A 17201-nucleotide genomic window follows, 5' to 3' on the forward strand; every position below is an offset into this window, starting at 1 on the left:
GCTTCGCCGCATACCTAACAACGGCCGCTTGAACGATCAAAGGCGGATCCAAGGGCTTGGGGTTTAGCGACGATTACGGGGAACGCACAACCCGTCGACCTGCCCAACATCCAAAGATTCAGCAAACTGGCGAGCGCCGTCATCCGCGAGCGATGCTTACAGGACGCGCATTTCACGTATGTCATCGACGACGGCCCGGTATGTCAGGGACAGCACGTCACAGGAGCCGCGCACACTGGCGCCATAGGTTTTGCCAGCGCGCTACCCAAAGCTGGGGGGCGTCGTATAGCGGGGTGAAAGCTGGGAAATAAAACAGGTGCCGCCGCGGCGGGGAAGCGCGACGCAATGCCTGAGCGGCATGAAAATCAATTCTCTTCGCTCATTTCAATTTTCCGCCCCCCAAACGTCTTCAGGAGATCGCAGCAAATAAGTAGATCGAAAGCCGTGAGCAAACAGAACAACCACGTTGTATCCGAGTCCATCGACGCAGTCGCCTCCTTGTGGTCGGCCGATATGGGTGCTGTGGGATATACATCGGGTGATGGCCTCGGGGCGATCATTGACAGGCTCAAAGGCGTGGCTGCCCGGCTCCGTGCGCATCGGCCTGGCTTTGGCCTCGAACATGTGACGAACTTCCTGCGCTCATTCAATGGACGCGCTGACTGGGCCGGCGAGCCGCGATTGCGCCGCAAAATGGCGGTCAAATACATCGTTCGCGCCATCGGCATGCCGTGGCGACATGTTCGGTATTTATCGTTTGTGTATGGCAATCCACCGATGTGCGCGTACCAGCGCCGCGACCCTCGCCTGCTGGAACGCCATTTTCATCGCTATATTCATCTGCAGTGGAGTCGATCCGCGCGCTTGCGGAGTGTTCAGCAACATTACCGCTTCGCGCTCGCTCGATTACCGAAAACGTTGTTCGAAGCGATCTACGTTTATGGAAATGCGACGCTCGGCAATGTGACGTTGAAGGACGGCACGCAGCTCAAGCTTTGCCTGCGACCGCCGATCCACCGGGGCTGCGAAGGTGAACTTTGCCTGCAACTCAGCGATGCCGATGATTTTCCGATCTATCGCCTTATCCTTACTGTGATTGACGATCGGCCGACGATCGCGATCGGTTGCCTGCAGGGTCCGGAAGGCCAGAACGGCAAAGACATAGTCCGTGACCTGACCAAGAATATGTACGGCATGCGGCCGAAGCAGTTGATGCTTTCCCTCGCGTATGCGTTCGCGCAGCGCTTTGGCATCGAACGCATTTTGGCGGTAAGCAACATGGCGCATCCGTTGCGCCGGGCGCGTGACAGATTCCAGGCCGACTACGACGAGTTCTGGTTGGAGCAGAAAGGCTGCAATGTCGGGCATGGTTGGTTCATGCTGCCCGAAACCTTGAGCCGTAAATCCGAAGCAGACGTCCCTAGCAAACATCGATCCGCCTTCCGTCGGCGCGAGGCGATACGCCTCGAAGCGGAGCAGTTGTTGATCGATGCGCTCGCAGCCTACCCCCCGAGAAGGGACATGGCGCCCTTGGTTGAAGAGTTAGAATCGGCCCGGTCATTTCAACATGACGGCCTGGAAGTTTCGTGGACACGCTAGATAAAGCGGTTGATGCCGACATCAATGCGGCGAAGTCGCCTGCACACGCGGCTCAGGTCGCCGAGCTGTTCCGCGAGCACAACCGTGCCCTGATCGCCTTTCTGCAGTGTCGACTCAACTCGCTGTCGGATGCGCAAGAACTCGCACAGGAAGCCTACGTGCGCATGCTCACGCTGGAACATCCCGAACGGCTGGACTCGTTGCGCGCCTACCTGTTTCGGATCGCGGCAAATCTGGCGGTCGACCGGCTGCGCATGCGCAAGGTAAGAAACGACAAGATGCGAAACGACATGGTCACCGAACCGCCACAAGAAGATCTGCACCTCGCCCCCGTTCCCGAGCGACTCGCTTCGACCGTCGAACAGTGGCGCCATTTGCGCAATGCGCTGCGCGAGCTGCCGGCGAAAACCAGTCAGGCTTTCGTCATGCATGTCATCGAGGGGCGCGACTTCAGCGTCATCGCGCAAGCCATGAAGCTGAGTGAGCGCATGGTGCGTTATCACGTCACCAACGCACTGGCGCACTGCCGGGCGCGGGTCAACGAACCGGAGATGCCGTGATGGACAAGCGCATGGACGAAAAAACCCTGCACGCCGCCGCCGATTGGTGGACGCGCCTGCGCGATCCGAGCGAGGCCGCAAGAACGGTGGAGCATTGGCTGGAGTGGATCGGTGCCGACGATCGCCATCTCGAGGCTTTCGAACAAGTGACCGAACTCGGCGATCGGCTGGGTTCGCTCGATGACCTCACGCGGCAGCAGTTTATGCGCGAGTTTGCACGCCCGGTTGCTGTGCCGCCTGCGGCCTCGCCACGCCGCTGGCTGCCGCTGGCTGCCGCCGCTGCCGCCGTGCTGGTGCTGGTCGGTAGCTACGTGGGATGGAGCCGGTCTGGAGCACAGGCAGTGCCGCAGGTCTACAGCAGCGCGATAGCACAGAACCGCAGCGTCACATTGCCGGATGGCTCGACCGTCGCCCTGGGGGGCGCCTCCACGCTGACTACCCGCTTCAGCCACGGTGAGCGCCGCGTCGAGCTGGGTGGCGGCGAGGCATTTTTCCAGGTGAAGCACGATGCACAGCGCCCTTTCATCGTCAACGCGGGCACTCTGTTCATCCGCGATGTCGGCACGGCCTTTGACGTACGCCGCACCGGACAGCGCGTGAGCATTGCGGTAACCCAGGGCCGCGTGCAGATTGCAAACAACGCCGGTGTCGTGGGCTCGACGGACACCGGCAGTCTCGAAGCCGGCGCCGGCGAGCTGGTGTCTTACGATCCGGCCACGTCGGCCATGAGCATCGGCAAAATCACACCCGAGCAGGCCACCGCCTGGCGCAGCGACCGGCTGGAATTCATCGACGAGCCGCTCGGCGTGGTGATCGCCAACGTCAATCGCTACAGCGCGCGCCCTATACATATTGCAGATGCGGATCTGAAGGCACTGACCTTTACCGGCAACATCAAGACAGGAGCCATCGACAGCTGGCTGAGTGCGCTGCCGCAGGTCTTTCCCCTGCGCGTCAGCGAGGATACTAGTCAGGTAACCCTCTCCGATGCCGAGCCCGGACAGAAACCGCCATCGCCAGCGAAGCAGTGATCCAAAGCTAAGAGCCCCGGATGCCCAAGGCGTTTGCCAAAGGCGCCTGGGCCATTTTCCTGACGCATGTCAGACTTGTCGCTTTGGGGGAAAGCGATTGCCATGAACCGGGTTGCGCTGCTGCTTGTCTGCGGCTGGCTGTCGGCGCCGTTTGCTGCGCTGGCGACGCCGGCACCCGCGGCAGCGGCAACCCCCCGCATGGATTTCACCATACCGCCGCAACCACTTCCTACCGCGCTGATCATGTTTGGCAAGCAGGCCAACGTCCAGGTGCTGACTGCTGGCGGAACGATCGCGAGCTTTCGCTCCGGCGGCGCGAGCGGAACATTCACTCCGGATGCTGCACTCGCCAGGCTGCTGCAAGGCACCGGATTGAGCTACTCATTCATTGATTCGGGAACCGTGGTCGTGAAACCCGCCGAACCCGCCCCGACCCGGGCCGGCGCAGCTTCCATTAGCCCGAGTGTCGCCCATGCCAAGCTGCTCGCTCCTGTCGATGCCGAGGGCATCGTCGAGCCAGGCCCTGGCTACATGGTCGACACCACCAGAAGTGCCACGCGCACCGACTCCGATCTGATCGATGTGCCGCAATCGGTCAGTGTCGTCACGCGCGACCTCATGGATTCGCAGCAGATCCGTACGGTGGCTGACGCGGTTCGCAATGTTGCGGGTGTGCAATACATCGACGGCACCGACAGCTTGCCGAATTTCCAGATACGTGGCTTCAATCCCGGCAATGGCATGACAGACGGGATGCCCAACAGCATCACGGCACTAGGTGATTTTCCACCGTTGATCGGCGTGGAACGGGTGGAAGTGCTGAAGGGGCCCGAGGCCATCCTGGGCGACTCCATCGGCAACAACGACTTTGGCGGCCTGATCAATGTGCTCATGAAAAAGCCACAGGCCGACCCGGTACACGAGTTCAGCTACAGCATCGGAGAATACGGCGACATGCAGGCGGGCATCGACCTGGCCGGTCCGCTGGGCAGCGGCCATACGCTGACTTACCGGCTGGTGTTGTCCGACGAATATGCCGATCGCACGCCCCAGGGATATCACGGCCAGCGCAGCAGTTACCTCGCGCCCTCGATCGGCTGGCAGGGCGCGACGACGAAACTTACCGTCGGCGTCGAACGCATCCTCAATCGGCTGCCCATTCCCGATCACACCATTCTGTTGAACGGCTCTGTTTCCTCCGCCTCGCCGGCCGGGATCCTTCTCGGCAACCCGAGCGACCATTCCACTTACCAGACGAGCCGGTTCTATTACATGCTCGAACAAAAGCTCGGTGACGTATGGACGTTCCGCAGCCGTGGGCAATACGTAAGGCAGTCAACCGACCAGCAAGACTGGACCGTGAGCAATCCCACATCTACCGGTAACGTGGACGCGAGAGCGGAAGTGTATCGATACTCCAATGCGTATTACACGCTGCAGAACGACATCACCGCCACTTTCAGGCAGGGGCCGTTGACTCATACCGTGGTCGCCGGGTTCGACTACTCGCGTTCACTGATCGGTAATAGCGAGGATATTTTCAACAATATCCTCGGCGTGCCTTACAACATCTTCACTGGCGCCCCGCTGCCACCTGCTCGATCCGTCATTCAGCCAGCCAATGACATCTACGTACCCGGGAGCCCGTGGTCGGCCACCAATGGCGTATTTCTGCAGGACCAGATCGCGGTAGGCGAGTCTTGGGACGTCCTGTTGGCATGGCGGCGCTCGGCTTACGAACTCTCGACTGACGACGTCAATGGCAATCCATGGAATCTGCACAAGACGCAATGGGTACCTAGCGCCGGATTGGTCTACAAGATCACCCCCGATATGGCCCTCTATGGCAATACCACGAATGGATTCCAGCCTGATACTTGGCTGGGTAAGAATGGCCGCCCGCTTGCGCCCGCGCTATCACGCCAGATCGAAGCGGGCAGCAAGTTCGATCTTTTTCAGGATCGCGCGCGCCTGACCGTTTCGTGGTATCGCATCATGGTAGATAGCAGCTACGACCTGCAGTCTGCACAGCCCCCGTATTTTTATACGCCAGGCCCAGGTCAGACGAACAACGGTATGGAGATCGAACTCACTGGCCGAGTCGCCCCCGGTCTGAACATCACGACGAGCTATACCAATTCGCGCATCAGCAATCACGACGGCACAACGCCGACAGGCGTTCCCCGGCAGCATTTCAACCTATGGGCCAGCTACTGGTTCCCTAGCGGCGCGCTGCAAGGGTGGGGGATCGCTGGAGGCATCCTGGCACGCAGTCGCAGCGTTGGCCAAACAACGGACGACGGCACTTATTTCGACATACATGGTCAGGCCAGCGTCGATGCCAATGTGTCATACCGCGCTAAAAGCTGGAGCATGACGCTGGGCGTGAAGAACCTGTTCGGCCGGAACTTGCTCAGCGATAATTTTGACGAAACGTTTGTGCCGCTGCACGACAGGCGGATCTTTTTGTTGTCCGGCGCTTACGATTTATGAGCGCTCAAAACAGTCTCCGATGGGTGCGATCGCGTCGGCTCCGCCCCCTGTGTCCGACGAATCAGCTCGGACTTTCTTTATTTCTAGGCGTTGCGGTTCGAGATAGGCTCTGAGAGCTTGTCGGGCCAGGCGGAAAAGAATGGCTGCTCAGACGCGACCCTAGGCGACAGGCAGCGCGCCATTCTTTCTGGATAGACGCCGCATTTCCCATGCGCTATTTGATCCTGATCAACTCGGGAGTCGCGGCAGTCGGTTAGCCTCGGCCTGCCGATTCGAGCCGGTTGAACACTCGCGTCTGTCCCTGGCGCGCAATTCCACCCCTCCGATCGTCACAACCTTACAGCGGAAGGTGTCGGTGCTATGGTGGATCTGCTTTTCCGATCCTTGGATCACACACATGCCGCAGAACGGGCCATGAAACGCAGCGCCCTGCCTTTTGATCCGATCGATCTGCATCAGCTCAAGCGCAGCTGCGGCCACTGCGCACTCAGTGAACTGTGCCTGCCGGCGGGAATCAATCAGGCCGATCTGGAACGCCTGGACACGGCGGTGCGCGATAAGCGGGTGCTCGAACGTGGCGACCATCTGTATCGCCAGGGCGATGCGTTTCACTCGCTTTACGTCGTGCGATCGGGCTCGCTCAAGACCGTGGTGGAAAGCGACGAGGGCGACGCCCAGATACTGGGCTTTCATTTGCCCGGCGAATTGATCGGGGTCGACGCCCTGGCGAACGATCATCATCTTTGTGCCGCCGAAGCCTTGGAGCGCACCAGCGTCTGCGAGCTGCCGTACACACAGCTGCAGCAGGTGATGACCGAGGTGCCGTCGCTGCAGCGCCAGCTGATGCGCGTGGTCAGCCGGGAGGTGGTCGCCGAGCAGCGCCATCTGGTGATGATGGGGCGCCAGCAGGCGCAGGAACGCCTGGCCATTTTTCTGCGCAGCCTCTCGGAACGCTATGGCCGCCTGTCGCGCGACACCGTGACATTGACGCTGACGATGTCGCGCTACGACATCGCCAATTATCTCGGCCTGGTGGTCGAAACGGTGAGCCGACTGTTTACCCGGATGGAGGCCGCCGGCGTGCTGGCGGTGAGTCGCAAGACCGTTTCCATCCTCAAGCCCGACTTGCTCGCGGCCATGTGCGGCACCCAGGACAGCGGCAAAAAAGAACCGACACGGCGATAGGAGATATCGCTTTTTTGATTGATCTGGGTCAATGAAGCGATCGGTAGAGCGGGTAGAACGGTAATCCGGGAAAGACCAGAGCGCATCTCTGGTTTCGACTCGATGAACCGGAGTATGCCCATGTCGTCTTCCACGATACGCGAACAGACCGCCGCGCCGCACGAGTTTCCCGTCGTACCCGACGATCACTGGGTCGAACGGCTGCACGACGGAAGCTATGTGCTTATTCGTCAATTGCGCCAGGAAGATCGCGCGCGCGAGATCGAATTCATCCGTCGGCTCTCGCCCGATTCGCGCAGGGCGCGCTTTCTCAGCGAGTTTCGCGAACCTAGCCCGGCACTTGTCGATCAGATGATGACCGTCGACGGCGATCGATCGGCCGCGTTTGTCGCGTTGGTGCATGACGACGGCACGCTGCGCGAAATCGGTATCAGCCGCTACGGTGCCACGTCCGAACCGGACACCGGCGAATGCGCGATCAGCGTTGCCGACGACTGGCAGCGTCGCGGCCTGGGAACGATTCTGATGCGTCGGGCGATGGGCATGGCGCTGCGCCATGGATATCGCAGGATGATTTCCCTCGATGCCGCGTCGAACGACACCATGCACCACTTCACCCATCGACTCGGCTTTTCGCGGTGCACCGACCCCGACGACGGCACGCAGGTGATTCACTCGATCGACCTCGTCGGAGCCTGATGCCATGAGCTTTCCGCTATCGCCTCGGCATCGGCTCCCTGCGGAATCGCCCTGCCGTGCCTGCGTTACGGCATGGATGGACGTGCTGAGCCATGGAGCCGGGCGGTGGCGGTCGGTGACCATCTCGCCGCCGGTCGGGCGTTGATTCGGGAAGCACAGGACAACAACGCAAGCCTGCTGGTGATGGGTGCCTACAGCCACTCGCGCATGCGCGAGCGCATTGACGGCGGGGCCACGCGACATGTCTTGGCCCGCTCCACGCTGCCGATCTTTTTGCAGCACTGAATGCGTGCGCTGGTCTCGATTCGAACGGACGACTGCAGATAACGCGCCGCGAGATTGAACCACCCCGATCGTCTACCGATTTTCCCCAAAGGAGTACACCGATGTTTTCCCGAATCCTTATCGCCACCGATGGTTCAGAGGTCTCTCTTCGCGCCGCAAAAGTGGCAATCGATCTGGCCAAGCGACTCGGTATCGGCGTGTATGCCTTTCATGTCGCCGCGCCGTACGAAGATGCCATTTTCGTCACGGACATCTATGTCGATCAGGACTTTTACAGCAGTCAGACCATCGCCTATGCGACGCGCAGCCTGTCGGATATTGTCAAACTCGCGGAAGAAGCCGGCGTGCCCTGCGCATCCAGCTACCGGCTCGAAAAACGGACCCACACCGCCATTTTGGCCACCGCCGAGGCCGAACACTGCGACCTCATCGTGATGGGCTCGCATGGCAAGCGCGGGCTTGATCGGCTGCTGCTGGGCAGCGAAACGCAGAAGGTGATTCTCAACACGCCATTGCCCGTGATGGTCTGTCGCTAACTGACCCACCCCACATTCGTTCCCGCGGGTAGGCAGGACGGAAGACGCTGAACAAACTTGTCGTGCTATGTGCAGGAAACCGGCGAAGCCTTCCACGTCCTTGTTCGAGACTATGCCAGACATCACCATCCGGCCGATCGATCGATAATCGCCGCGGCCCTCTGGATCGATGCGTCGAGGCGCATCGATCTGCCGATCGTAGGTAGCCGCTTTAACGCGTAATCCGTGGCGACCTCTCGACCGCTTGCTTGCGACCGCGAGGCCACCACGCCCCACTCAACTCAGCTCATCCGGCAACTCGGTATCCGTGGGCAAGCGAGCGGCTTCGTCGCTTGCATGCACTTCGTACCACATGCCGTTGAGTACCGCGAATGCGCAGGCCAGGCCGAGGCCGAGAATCCAGGCGAAATACCACATGAGACTTACCTCCTAATAACCGGTGTGAGTGCGGCGAATGTGTTCCAGCGTGACGCGCCCGCGCAGCACGCGGTAAACCCAGCCGGTGTAGAGCAGGATGATCGGCATGAAGACCGCGGTCGCGCCCAGCATCAGCCCCAGCGTGCCTCGGCTGGACGAGGCATCCCAGACGGTCAGGCTCGATCGTGGATCCAGACTGGACGGCATCAGGAAGGGAAACAGCGCGAAGCCCGCCGAAAAGATCGTGGCACCCACCGTAAGGCCACTGAAGAAAAACGTGATGCGCGGGGAGTGACGATTCAATGCCACCACCACCAGAGCGCCGAGCAGAGCTAGCGCAGGAGCGAGCCAGAATGCCGGGTGCTCGGCATAGCTCGCCAGCCAGTTGCCGCCGCGGGCGACATCCTTGAGCAGGGGATTGGATACGCCGCCGGACGAGATCGCGCCGACCAGACGGTAAGCCGTTACGCCATGCAACAGGTACACCCCCGCCAAACCATACAGCGCGATAAAAGCGACCGAACACGCTTGCGCGATTCGCGAAGCGCGCCGTGCGATCTGCGGATCGCTCTTCAACGACGCCCAGCTCGCGCCGTGCATCAGCAGCAGTACGATACTGACCAGCCCGCACAGGATCGCAAACGGCTGCAGCAGGTTGAAGAAGCCACCCTCCCAGCTCATGCGCAGGTCGTCGTCGAAGCGGAACGGCAGGCCGAGAAAGAGATTGCCGAACGCCACGCCGCAGATCAGCATCACCACCAGCCCGGACACCGTCAGACCACCGTCCCAGATATTCCGCCACACCCGGCCGGGCATCTTGTTGCGGAAATTGAAGCCGACCGGCCGCACGATAAACGCCAGCAGCACGAGCAGAATCGCCTCGTACATGCCGGAAAAGGACACCGCATACAGCAGCGGCCACGCGGCAAACACCGCGCCGCCGCCGAGAATGAACCAGACCTGGTTCCCCTCCCACGTCGGCTCGATGGTTTCCAGCAGCACGCGGCGTTCCTCGTCATTGCGGCCCAGCACAGGCAGCAGCGCGGCCAGCCCGAAATCGAAGCCGTCCATGATGGCAAAGCCGGCGAGCAGCACGCCGAGCAGCAGCCACCAGATAATCCGCAGAACCTCGTAAGTGAACATGTGATCGTCCTCAGGACTTCAGCGGAACAGGGGTGAATGGTGCCGGGTTCGGCTCGATCGGTGCCGGCTCGATGCTCGCCGGCCAAAGCTCGAGCCCGTCGGGGCCTTTGCGGATGAACTTCAGCATCAGTACGACGTCGACGATGGCCAGCGCGCTGTAGAAAACGATGAAGCCGATCAGCGATCCCCAGACCTGGTGAGCACTCAGCGACGACACGCCCAGCGCCGTCGGCAACACCCCCTCGATCGCCCACGGCTGGCGGCCGTACTCGGCCACGATCCAGCCCAGCTCGATGGCGAGCCACGGCAGCGGCAGACTCCACAGCGCCACCTTCAGAAACCAGCGATGCCTGGTCAGCTCGCGCTTGCTGGCTTTCCAGAAGGCGAAGGCGAACAGCGCGATGAAATACATGCCGCAGGCCACCATCAGGCGAAACGACCAGAACAGCACCGGCACATTCGGGATCGTGCTGTCGGCGGCCTTCTGGATATCCGCCGGCGTGGCCTTGCGCGGATCGTCGACATAGCGCTTGAGCAGCAACGCATAGCCCATATCCTGATCGTGCGCGGCCAGCGTGGCCTGAGCCTGCACGTTGGACTTGTCCCGACGCAGCACCAGCATTGCGTCATAGGCCTTCACGCCCTCGCCGATGCGCCCCTTGGCCGTATCCACCAGCTCGGCGATGCCGGGCATCGTCTCGTCGGTGGAGTGCGTACCGATCAGACCCATCGCCCACGGGATCTGGATGGCCATATGGGTCGTGCGTTGCTGCACGTCAGGCATGCCGAACAGCGTGAACGGCGCCGGCGCCGGCTCGGTATGCCACATCGCCTCGATCGCGGCGAGCTTCATCTTCTGGTTCTGCGACACCGTATAGCCTGACGTATCGCCCAGCACCACCACCGACAGCGCCGCCGCGAGACCGAAGCTCGCCGCCACCGTCATCGAGCGCTTGGCGATATCCACGTTGCGACCGCGCAGCAGATACCACGCGCTGATCGACAGCACGAACATCGCGCCGAGCACATAACCCGCGCTCACGGTATGGACGAATTTGGCCTGGGCGACAGGATTGAAAAACACGTCGCTGAAAGACGTGACTTCCATGCGCATGGTCTGGGCGTTGAACTTCGCCCCTACCGGATGCTGCATCCATCCGTTGGCGATCAAGATCCATAGCGCCGACAGGCTGGTGGCCAGCGCCAGGAACCACGTCACGAACATGTGCTTCAGTGGCGAGATGCGATCCCAGCCGAAATAGAACAGCCCGACCAGCGTTCCCTCGAGGAAGAACGCCATCAGTCCCTCGATCGCCAGCGGTGTGCCGAAAACGTCGCCGACATACTGTGCGTAGTACGCCCAGTTCGTGCCGAACTGGAATTCCATGGTGACGCCGGTGGCCACGCCCATGGCGAAGTTGATGCCGAACAGCACGCCCCAGAACTGGGTCATGCGGCGCCATATCGTCCGGCCGGTCATGACGTGGATGCTCTCCATCACGGCCAGCATCCAGACCAGCCCCAGCGTCAGCGGCACGAACAAGAAGTGATAGAGCGCGGTCATCGCAAATTGCATGCGCGACAGGGTGACAACCTCGGTATCGACAATCATGGTGTGCTCTCGTGAATCGAAGGGGTGGCCGTGGGTGCCAGCAGTCGCTCGATGGCGTCATGACCGCGAGCGGGTTTCGGGTAAGGCGCAAAGGCGACCCACCAGAGCAGGGACAGCGCCGCGATCTTGACGATGACGATGACGATCAGCTCGAGCGTCAGGCGCGACGCCCATCGCCTGGAAGCCGGTTTGCGCGGAAAGAAGGGCGACGCCATCGTGCCTCCTAGAAACGCCAGCCGACGCTGAGTCCGTAAACGAGTGGATCGATCTTCGCCGTGCCTACGTGCGCACCGTTGACTCGCACCTTACTCCGGATGTCCATCCAGCGAACGTCGGCGGTAAGTATCCAGCGTTCGCTCAGGCGAAAGTCGACACCGCCGTGCGCCGCGGTACCCCAGCTATCCTTCGCCACCACGTGCGCGCCGAACAGCGGGCCCACGCCGTTCGCGTCGTAGAAATGTGTGTAGTTGACGCCGAGCCCGACGAACGGCGATACCGCCGAGCCCGCCAGAAAGTGGTAATTGACGCCCAGCACCGGCGGCAGCTGCTTGACCGTCGCCGCACGCTGTCCGTTCAGGCGCAGCGTGTGCTGAAACGGCAGCGCAGCGAGCGCTTCGAAACCCCACTGCGGCGTAAGCATGTATTCGATGCTGAAGGTGGGCCGCGTGCTGCTGCTGATGCTGGTCTTGGCGCCGGCCAGATAGCCGTTGTTCGAGGTCGGATCGACGATGTGCGCACCGAACCGCAGTACCCATGGGGTATCGGCATCCTGTGCCGAACTGTTGACCGCTATCGCGCAGGCCAATACGCCCAGCGCCAGCTGTTTCCATTGCGTCTTCATTGCTTGCGTTCCTTTTTTTGAAAGCCGTTGCCGATGTCGCCGGCATGCAACGCAATATAGGAAGTGGGCGCACCGCCCATGTTGAGCGAGATCAATTTGCCGTGCGTTAGGCGATATCCGATCGGCGAAGGATGCGTGCTTCGTTATTGATTTCGATCAAAGGTCGCCGGCACCAGCGCGCGTAAAACATAAGCGCGACGTCCATGGCGCCGATGCTGTCTTATCGACGCGTCGGCCACAGCCAGAAGGACTTGCGCGCTGACGATCTCTCCAGGAGAACACCGATGAATCTTTCTGCGCAGAACCCTCTTGCAAACGTTGTTTTGCCCGCCCGCGACATGCCTGCGCGCACGGTCGGCGATATTCTCGCCCTGATAACGGCAGGCGCCGCATGGGGTTCGTCCGCCATGGTGGCCGCTCGTCTCGCCGCGCGCTTTGGCACGTCGCTGACCGGCGCCTACTTCGATCCGGAGATCGTCACGACGGTGATGGGCGATGCGAGCATGTCGCCCTTTGCGCAGCCGCTCGGTGGCATCGGCAATGCTATCGACTCGCCCAACGGCCGCGAATTCGCCGCCTTCGCCCGCAGACACAACGCCATCGATACACATTGGACGATTCTGCGCACGCAGATTGCCCGAAGGCTGCACTGGCTGGGCTCATGGCACGACCTCGTCGTGCTGGAAAGCGATATGAGCAACGTCGAAAAGGTGCGCAGCATACTGAGCAACCTGCTGATCACCTGTCGCCTTCCCTGCCTCTTGCTGCCACCGAACTACCACGACTCGGCCCGGTTCGAACGTATCGCCATCGGGTGGAACAACAGCCTGTCGGCGACACGTGCCATCCACGCAGCGCGGCCGCTGCTGGCACAGGCGCACCAGGTCTACCTGCTGGACGGCACGTTGAGCTCGACCGACGAACGGGACGATTTCCCGCACTTCGATCCGTACCAGTACCTGGCTCAGGATGGTGTCACCGTGATTCCCGTCGAAGTGGCCGGAGACGCATCGGGAGAATCATTGCTCAGCTCCGCACGTCATGTAAGAAGCGACTTGCTGGTCCTCGGCGCCTACAGCCACTCACCATTGCGCGAACGCATTCTGGGCGGCGTGACGCGACACGCGATGGAGCATGCCGACATTCCGTTGTTCATGCGACATTGATCCGGCCATTCATCGGTGGCGTGTCGACAAAATGAAACTCGGACGCTCGGTTCACCAAGCTCCTGTTCCCGTATTCGACCGACGAGTTCAGCGGATCAAGCGCGCCGTCTCTTGATGTAGATCAATACCTATTCGAAGCGCGCCGACGAGACTTTACCGATGAACACGCCCACTCTAGAACCGACGTTCGATGCCTCGTTGTTGTCTTTTTACGACACCGCCGCCCCGCGGTACACGAGCTACCCGACGGCGCCCCATTTTTGCGAAGATTTCGGCAACGCCGCGCTCATCGAGGCGATACGCGCCTCCAACGAAAATCCCATTCCGCGGCCGCTGTCGCTGTACGTGCACGTGCCGTTCTGTTTCAGCCCCTGCTTCTACTGCGGCTGCATGCATGTAATCGGTCGAAATCCCGCCGTGGCCGATCGCTATCTGCGCGCCCTGCTGTGGGAAATCGAACGGCTCGCGCCCTGCTTCGACCGGGATCGCCCATTGATACAGCTGCACCTGGGCGGAGGCACGCCCAATTTTCTCGATCTTGCCCGGCTCGAGCGGCTGATGCATGCGCTGGAGGACAACTTCACTTTCGCCGCGCCGGATTCGAGAGAATTCGGGATAGAGATCGATCCGCGGTTTTGCGACGCCGACTATGTGCGGGGACTGGCCCGCCTGGGATTCAATCGAATCTCGATCGGGATTCAGGACTTCGATCCGGCCGTGCAGAGCGCCATCAACCGCGTCCACTCCATCGAAAAATCGCACGAGGTCATCCAGGCCGCGCAGCGGGCCCAATTCCGCTCGATCAACGTGGATCTTATCTACGGGCTGCCGCATCAGACGCCGGAAAGCTTTTCTGCGACGCTGGAAAAAGTCGTGGGACTTCAGCCCACTCGGATCGCCGTCTATGGCTACGCCCATCTGCCGGCGCTGTTTAAGGCACAAAAACAGATTCGCGCCGAAGATCTGCCCGACGCCGCACAGCGTTTGCAACTATTCGGCGTGGCCCTGGAGAAACTGTCCGCCGCCGGTTATTTCTATATCGGCATGGATCATTTCGCGCGCGGGGATGACGACCTGGTCGTCGCCCAGCTCGCCGGCACGCTGCAACGCAACTTTCAGGGCTACTCGACCTGCGCCAACTGCGACATTCTCGGCGTTGGCGTCAGCGCCATCAGCCGCATCGACGGAACATACAGCCAGAACCATCGCCAGCTCATCGACTATTACCGCGCCATCGAAGCGGGCGACCTGGCCGTCAATCGTGGCGTTATTCTCACCTCGGACGATGTGCTGCGCCGGGACGTGATCGGACGCCTGATGTGCCACGGCGAGCTGGATCGTGAGGACATCGGCCGAACCTACGACATCGACTTCGACAACTACTTCGCCGACGAATTGCGCCGCCTGACGCGCTATGCGCAGGACGGCTTGGTCACCCTGAGCACCGACCGCATCGCCCTCACCCCGCGCGGCCGCCTCCTCGTCAAGAACGTCGCCGCGTGTTTCGATGCCTACACCAGTTATGAGTGACGTAGAATTCCGAGATCCCGCTGGGTCATTGCCGGTTATCGAATCCTAATATTCTGTTCATGGTCTCTCCTTCAGCTCGTTACGAACGCTTAAGCACACTTACGCCGCTATCGCAGTATTAGCTGTAGCAGCCCAATGCGACATTCGTCACCGGCAAGACCCGGGCTGAAATAAGCGAACGGCATATGGTCATGCCGAATGATCCTTTTACCCTAGGCAACGAAATCTTTATGTTCGGACGTCTAGTCGTATGGACGTCTAAAGGACATGACCGTAAAGGCCGCTATAGCGCCGGGCTTGCCGGAAAGCACGCTCGATGCCGATAAGCTCGACCAGCTCAAGCGGCTGGCGGAGGGACTGACCGCGGCCGAGCTGTACTGGGTGGCGGCATGGAGTGCCTCACTGGCGGCGCAGTCCCAGCAAGGCGGTACGACAACCGCGGCGAGCCCCGCAAAACAAGCGGCGGCGATGTTGACCGTGGTCTACGGCAGCCAGACAGGCAACGCCAAGCGGCTGGCCGAGCAACTGGCCCGACGCGGCGAAGTCAGCGGCTTGCCGGTGCGCCTGCTCCGGGCCGATGCATACCCGCAGCGCGAGTTGGCGAAGGAGCGCTACCTGGCGATCATCATCAGTACTCAGGGCGAGGGCGAGCCGCCGGACGATTCGCGTGGCCTGGTCGAGTTCGTTCTGGGCAAGCGCGCGCCCAAAATCCCTTCCCTGCAGTTTTCGGTACTGGGGCTGGGCGATTCGAGCTATGCCGAGTTCTGCGCCATCGGTAACCAGCTCGACGCGCGGCTGGCCGAGCTCGGCGCGACGCGCTTTGCGCCGCTCGGTGCAGCGGACGTTGATATCGACACCGTCGCAACGCCGTGGCTGGAGAAAGCGCTGGAGCAGGCGCGCGAGCTGCTGAAGGCACCTGGCGGCAGCGTTACGACACTGCACGCCGTACAGCGCGAGCGTGCCCAGGACGAGGCGGCCACTCAGCCGCTGCATTCACGCGAGAGGCCTTTCCACGCGGTTGTTCTGGCGAACCAGCGCATCGTGTCGCGCGAGGCGGACCGCGACCTACGCCATATCGAGCTGTCGCTGGAAGGCTCTGGCCTCGCCTACCTACCCGGCGATTCGCTCGGCGTATGGGCGCACAACCCGCCGACGCTGGTGGCGCAGTGGCTCGATACGCTTGGGCTGGACGGCGGCATCGACGTGAGCTACGACGGCCGCACCCTGCCGCTGGCGCTGTGGCTGAAGCGCGAACGCGAGATCACCCGGCTCAGCCGAGCGTTTATCGTGTCACTGGCAGCGGTCAGCGGTCACGATGAGCTGGGTCGCTTGCTGCAGCCGGCGCATTCCGCCGAGCTGGCCGAGCTGCTGAATACCTATCAGCCGATCGATCTGCTTCGACGCTACCGAGCGACCTGGTCGGCAGATGCGCTGATCGCCGCGCTGCGGCCACTGACTCCGCGACTGTATTCCATTGCCTCCAGCCAGGCCCAGGTGGGCGAGGAAGTGCATCTCACCGTGGCGGTGGTGAATTACGAAGCGCACGGCTCCCGTCACTGGGGCGCCGCGTCAACCTTTCTTGCGGCGGTGGACGAAGACGGCACGGTGCCGGTCTTCATCGAGTCGAACGACCGCTTCCGCCTGCCGGCAGACGCCTCGCGCGACATCATCATGATCGGCCCCGGCACGGGCGTGGCGCCGTTCCGCGCCTTTGTGCAGGAGCGCGAGGAGACGGGCGCCGCCGGGCACAACTGGCTGTTCTTCGGCAACCGGCATTTTGCGCAGGATTTTCTCTATCAGACCGAATGGCAGGCGGCGCTGAAGAAAGGCGCGCTGCACCGGCTCGATCTGGCGTTTTCACGTGACACCGCGGAAAAAATCTACGTGCAGCAGCGTCTGCGCGAGCGCGGAGCCGAGCTTTACGCGTGGCTGGAAAATGGCGCCCATCTCTATGTCTGCGGTGATTCCACCCACATGGCGAAAGACGTGCACGCGGCACTGATCGATGTGGCCGTCACCCACGGCGGCCAATCGCCCGACGACGCCAGGGCATGGCTCGCCGCCATGATGCAGCAAGGGCGCTACGCCCGCGACGTGTACTGAT

The 17201-nt window shown here is 61.5% G+C and carries 16 protein-coding genes; 11 read left to right on the forward strand and 5 right to left on the reverse strand.

What is annotated here, in order from left to right; all coding sequences use genetic code 11:
• The first annotated feature begins 444 nt into the window (after positions 1–444).
• The 8 genes from HDE76_RS16900 to HDE76_RS16935 all read left to right on the forward strand — a co-directional run bounded on the left by HDE76_RS16900 (position 445) and on the right by HDE76_RS16935 (position 8388).
• Positions 445–1599 carry a DUF535 family protein gene (locus HDE76_RS16900; protein WP_184509226.1) on the forward strand — a complete coding sequence of 385 codons (1155 nt, stop codon included), beginning with the start codon at positions 445–447 and terminating at the stop codon, positions 1597–1599.
• A 20-nt stretch (positions 1600–1619) separates the two neighbouring features.
• On the forward strand, positions 1620–2159 hold the full coding sequence (locus tag HDE76_RS16905; RefSeq protein WP_184509336.1) for an RNA polymerase sigma factor: 540 nt from the start codon (positions 1620–1622) through the stop codon (positions 2157–2159).
• Positions 2159–3190: a FecR domain-containing protein gene (locus HDE76_RS16910; protein ID WP_184509228.1), complete on the forward strand. Its 1032-nt coding sequence runs from the start codon at positions 2159–2161 to the stop codon at positions 3188–3190. Before HDE76_RS16905 ends, HDE76_RS16910 begins: the two co-directional genes overlap by 1 nt.
• A 102-nt stretch (positions 3191–3292) precedes the next feature.
• Positions 3293–5683, forward strand: coding sequence for a TonB-dependent siderophore receptor (locus tag HDE76_RS16915; protein WP_184509230.1), 2391 nt, complete (start codon positions 3293–3295; stop codon positions 5681–5683).
• A 414-nt stretch (positions 5684–6097) separates the two neighbouring features.
• Positions 6098–6868: a fumarate/nitrate reduction transcriptional regulator Fnr gene (gene fnr / locus HDE76_RS16920; RefSeq protein WP_184509232.1), complete on the forward strand. Its 771-nt coding sequence runs from the start codon at positions 6098–6100 to the stop codon at positions 6866–6868.
• A gap of 120 nt (positions 6869–6988) precedes the next feature.
• The gene (locus tag HDE76_RS16925; protein WP_184509234.1) at positions 6989–7567 is read left to right on the forward strand and encodes a GNAT family N-acetyltransferase; all 579 of its coding nucleotides are present in this window, start codon (positions 6989–6991) and stop codon (positions 7565–7567) included.
• Positions 7568–7639: 72 nt separating this feature from the next.
• Positions 7640–7852 (forward strand): universal stress protein, encoded by a 213-nt coding sequence (locus tag HDE76_RS16930; protein ID WP_184509236.1) that lies wholly within the window; start codon positions 7640–7642, stop codon positions 7850–7852.
• A gap of 101 nt (positions 7853–7953) precedes the next feature.
• Complete coding sequence (locus HDE76_RS16935; protein ID WP_179478931.1) at positions 7954–8388, forward strand: universal stress protein; 435 nt, start codon at positions 7954–7956, stop codon at positions 8386–8388.
• 276 nt (positions 8389–8664) lie between these two features.
• On the opposite strand, the gene cydX is transcribed toward HDE76_RS16935, so the two are convergent.
• From cydX to HDE76_RS16960, 5 genes are read right to left on the reverse strand one after another with little or no spacing between them, the layout of a single operon-like run.
• Positions 8665–8805, reverse strand: coding sequence for a cytochrome bd-I oxidase subunit CydX (gene cydX / locus HDE76_RS16940; RefSeq protein ID WP_184509238.1), 141 nt, complete (start codon positions 8803–8805; stop codon positions 8665–8667).
• 12 nt (positions 8806–8817) lie between these two features.
• Entirely contained in the window at positions 8818–9948 is a 1131-nt protein-coding gene (cydB, locus tag HDE76_RS16945; RefSeq protein WP_184509240.1) for a cytochrome d ubiquinol oxidase subunit II, read from the reverse strand.
• A 10-nt stretch (positions 9949–9958) separates the two neighbouring features.
• Positions 9959–11560 (reverse strand): cytochrome ubiquinol oxidase subunit I, encoded by a 1602-nt coding sequence (locus HDE76_RS16950; protein ID WP_184509242.1) that lies wholly within the window; start codon positions 11558–11560, stop codon positions 9959–9961.
• The gene (gene cydP, locus HDE76_RS16955) at positions 11557–11775 is read right to left on the reverse strand and encodes a cytochrome oxidase putative small subunit CydP (RefSeq protein ID WP_179478939.1); all 219 of its coding nucleotides are present in this window, start codon (positions 11773–11775) and stop codon (positions 11557–11559) included. Before cydP ends, HDE76_RS16950 begins: the two co-directional genes overlap by 4 nt.
• Positions 11776–11783: 8 nt before the next feature.
• Positions 11784–12401, reverse strand: a complete 618-nt coding sequence (locus HDE76_RS16960; RefSeq protein ID WP_179478941.1) for an OmpW family outer membrane protein — start codon at positions 12399–12401, stop codon at positions 11784–11786.
• A 284-nt stretch (positions 12402–12685) separates the two neighbouring features.
• Between HDE76_RS16960 and HDE76_RS16965 the strand changes: the two genes are divergently transcribed.
• From HDE76_RS16965 to HDE76_RS16975, 3 genes are all read left to right on the forward strand, one after another.
• Entirely contained in the window at positions 12686–13567 is an 882-nt protein-coding gene (locus HDE76_RS16965; protein WP_179478942.1) for a universal stress protein, read from the forward strand.
• Between the two features lie 159 nt (positions 13568–13726).
• Complete coding sequence (hemN, locus tag HDE76_RS16970; protein ID WP_179478944.1) at positions 13727–15097, forward strand: oxygen-independent coproporphyrinogen III oxidase; 1371 nt, start codon at positions 13727–13729, stop codon at positions 15095–15097.
• 267 nt (positions 15098–15364) lie between these two features.
• A complete protein-coding gene (locus HDE76_RS16975; protein WP_184509244.1) occupies positions 15365–17200 on the forward strand; it encodes an assimilatory sulfite reductase (NADPH) flavoprotein subunit in 1836 nt (611 codons plus the stop codon).
• The last annotated feature ends 1 nt before the right edge of the window (position 17201 follow it).

It is taken from the genome of Rhodanobacter sp. ANJX3, assembly GCF_014200755.1.
Lineage (GTDB): Bacteria > Pseudomonadota > Gammaproteobacteria > Xanthomonadales > Rhodanobacteraceae > Rhodanobacter.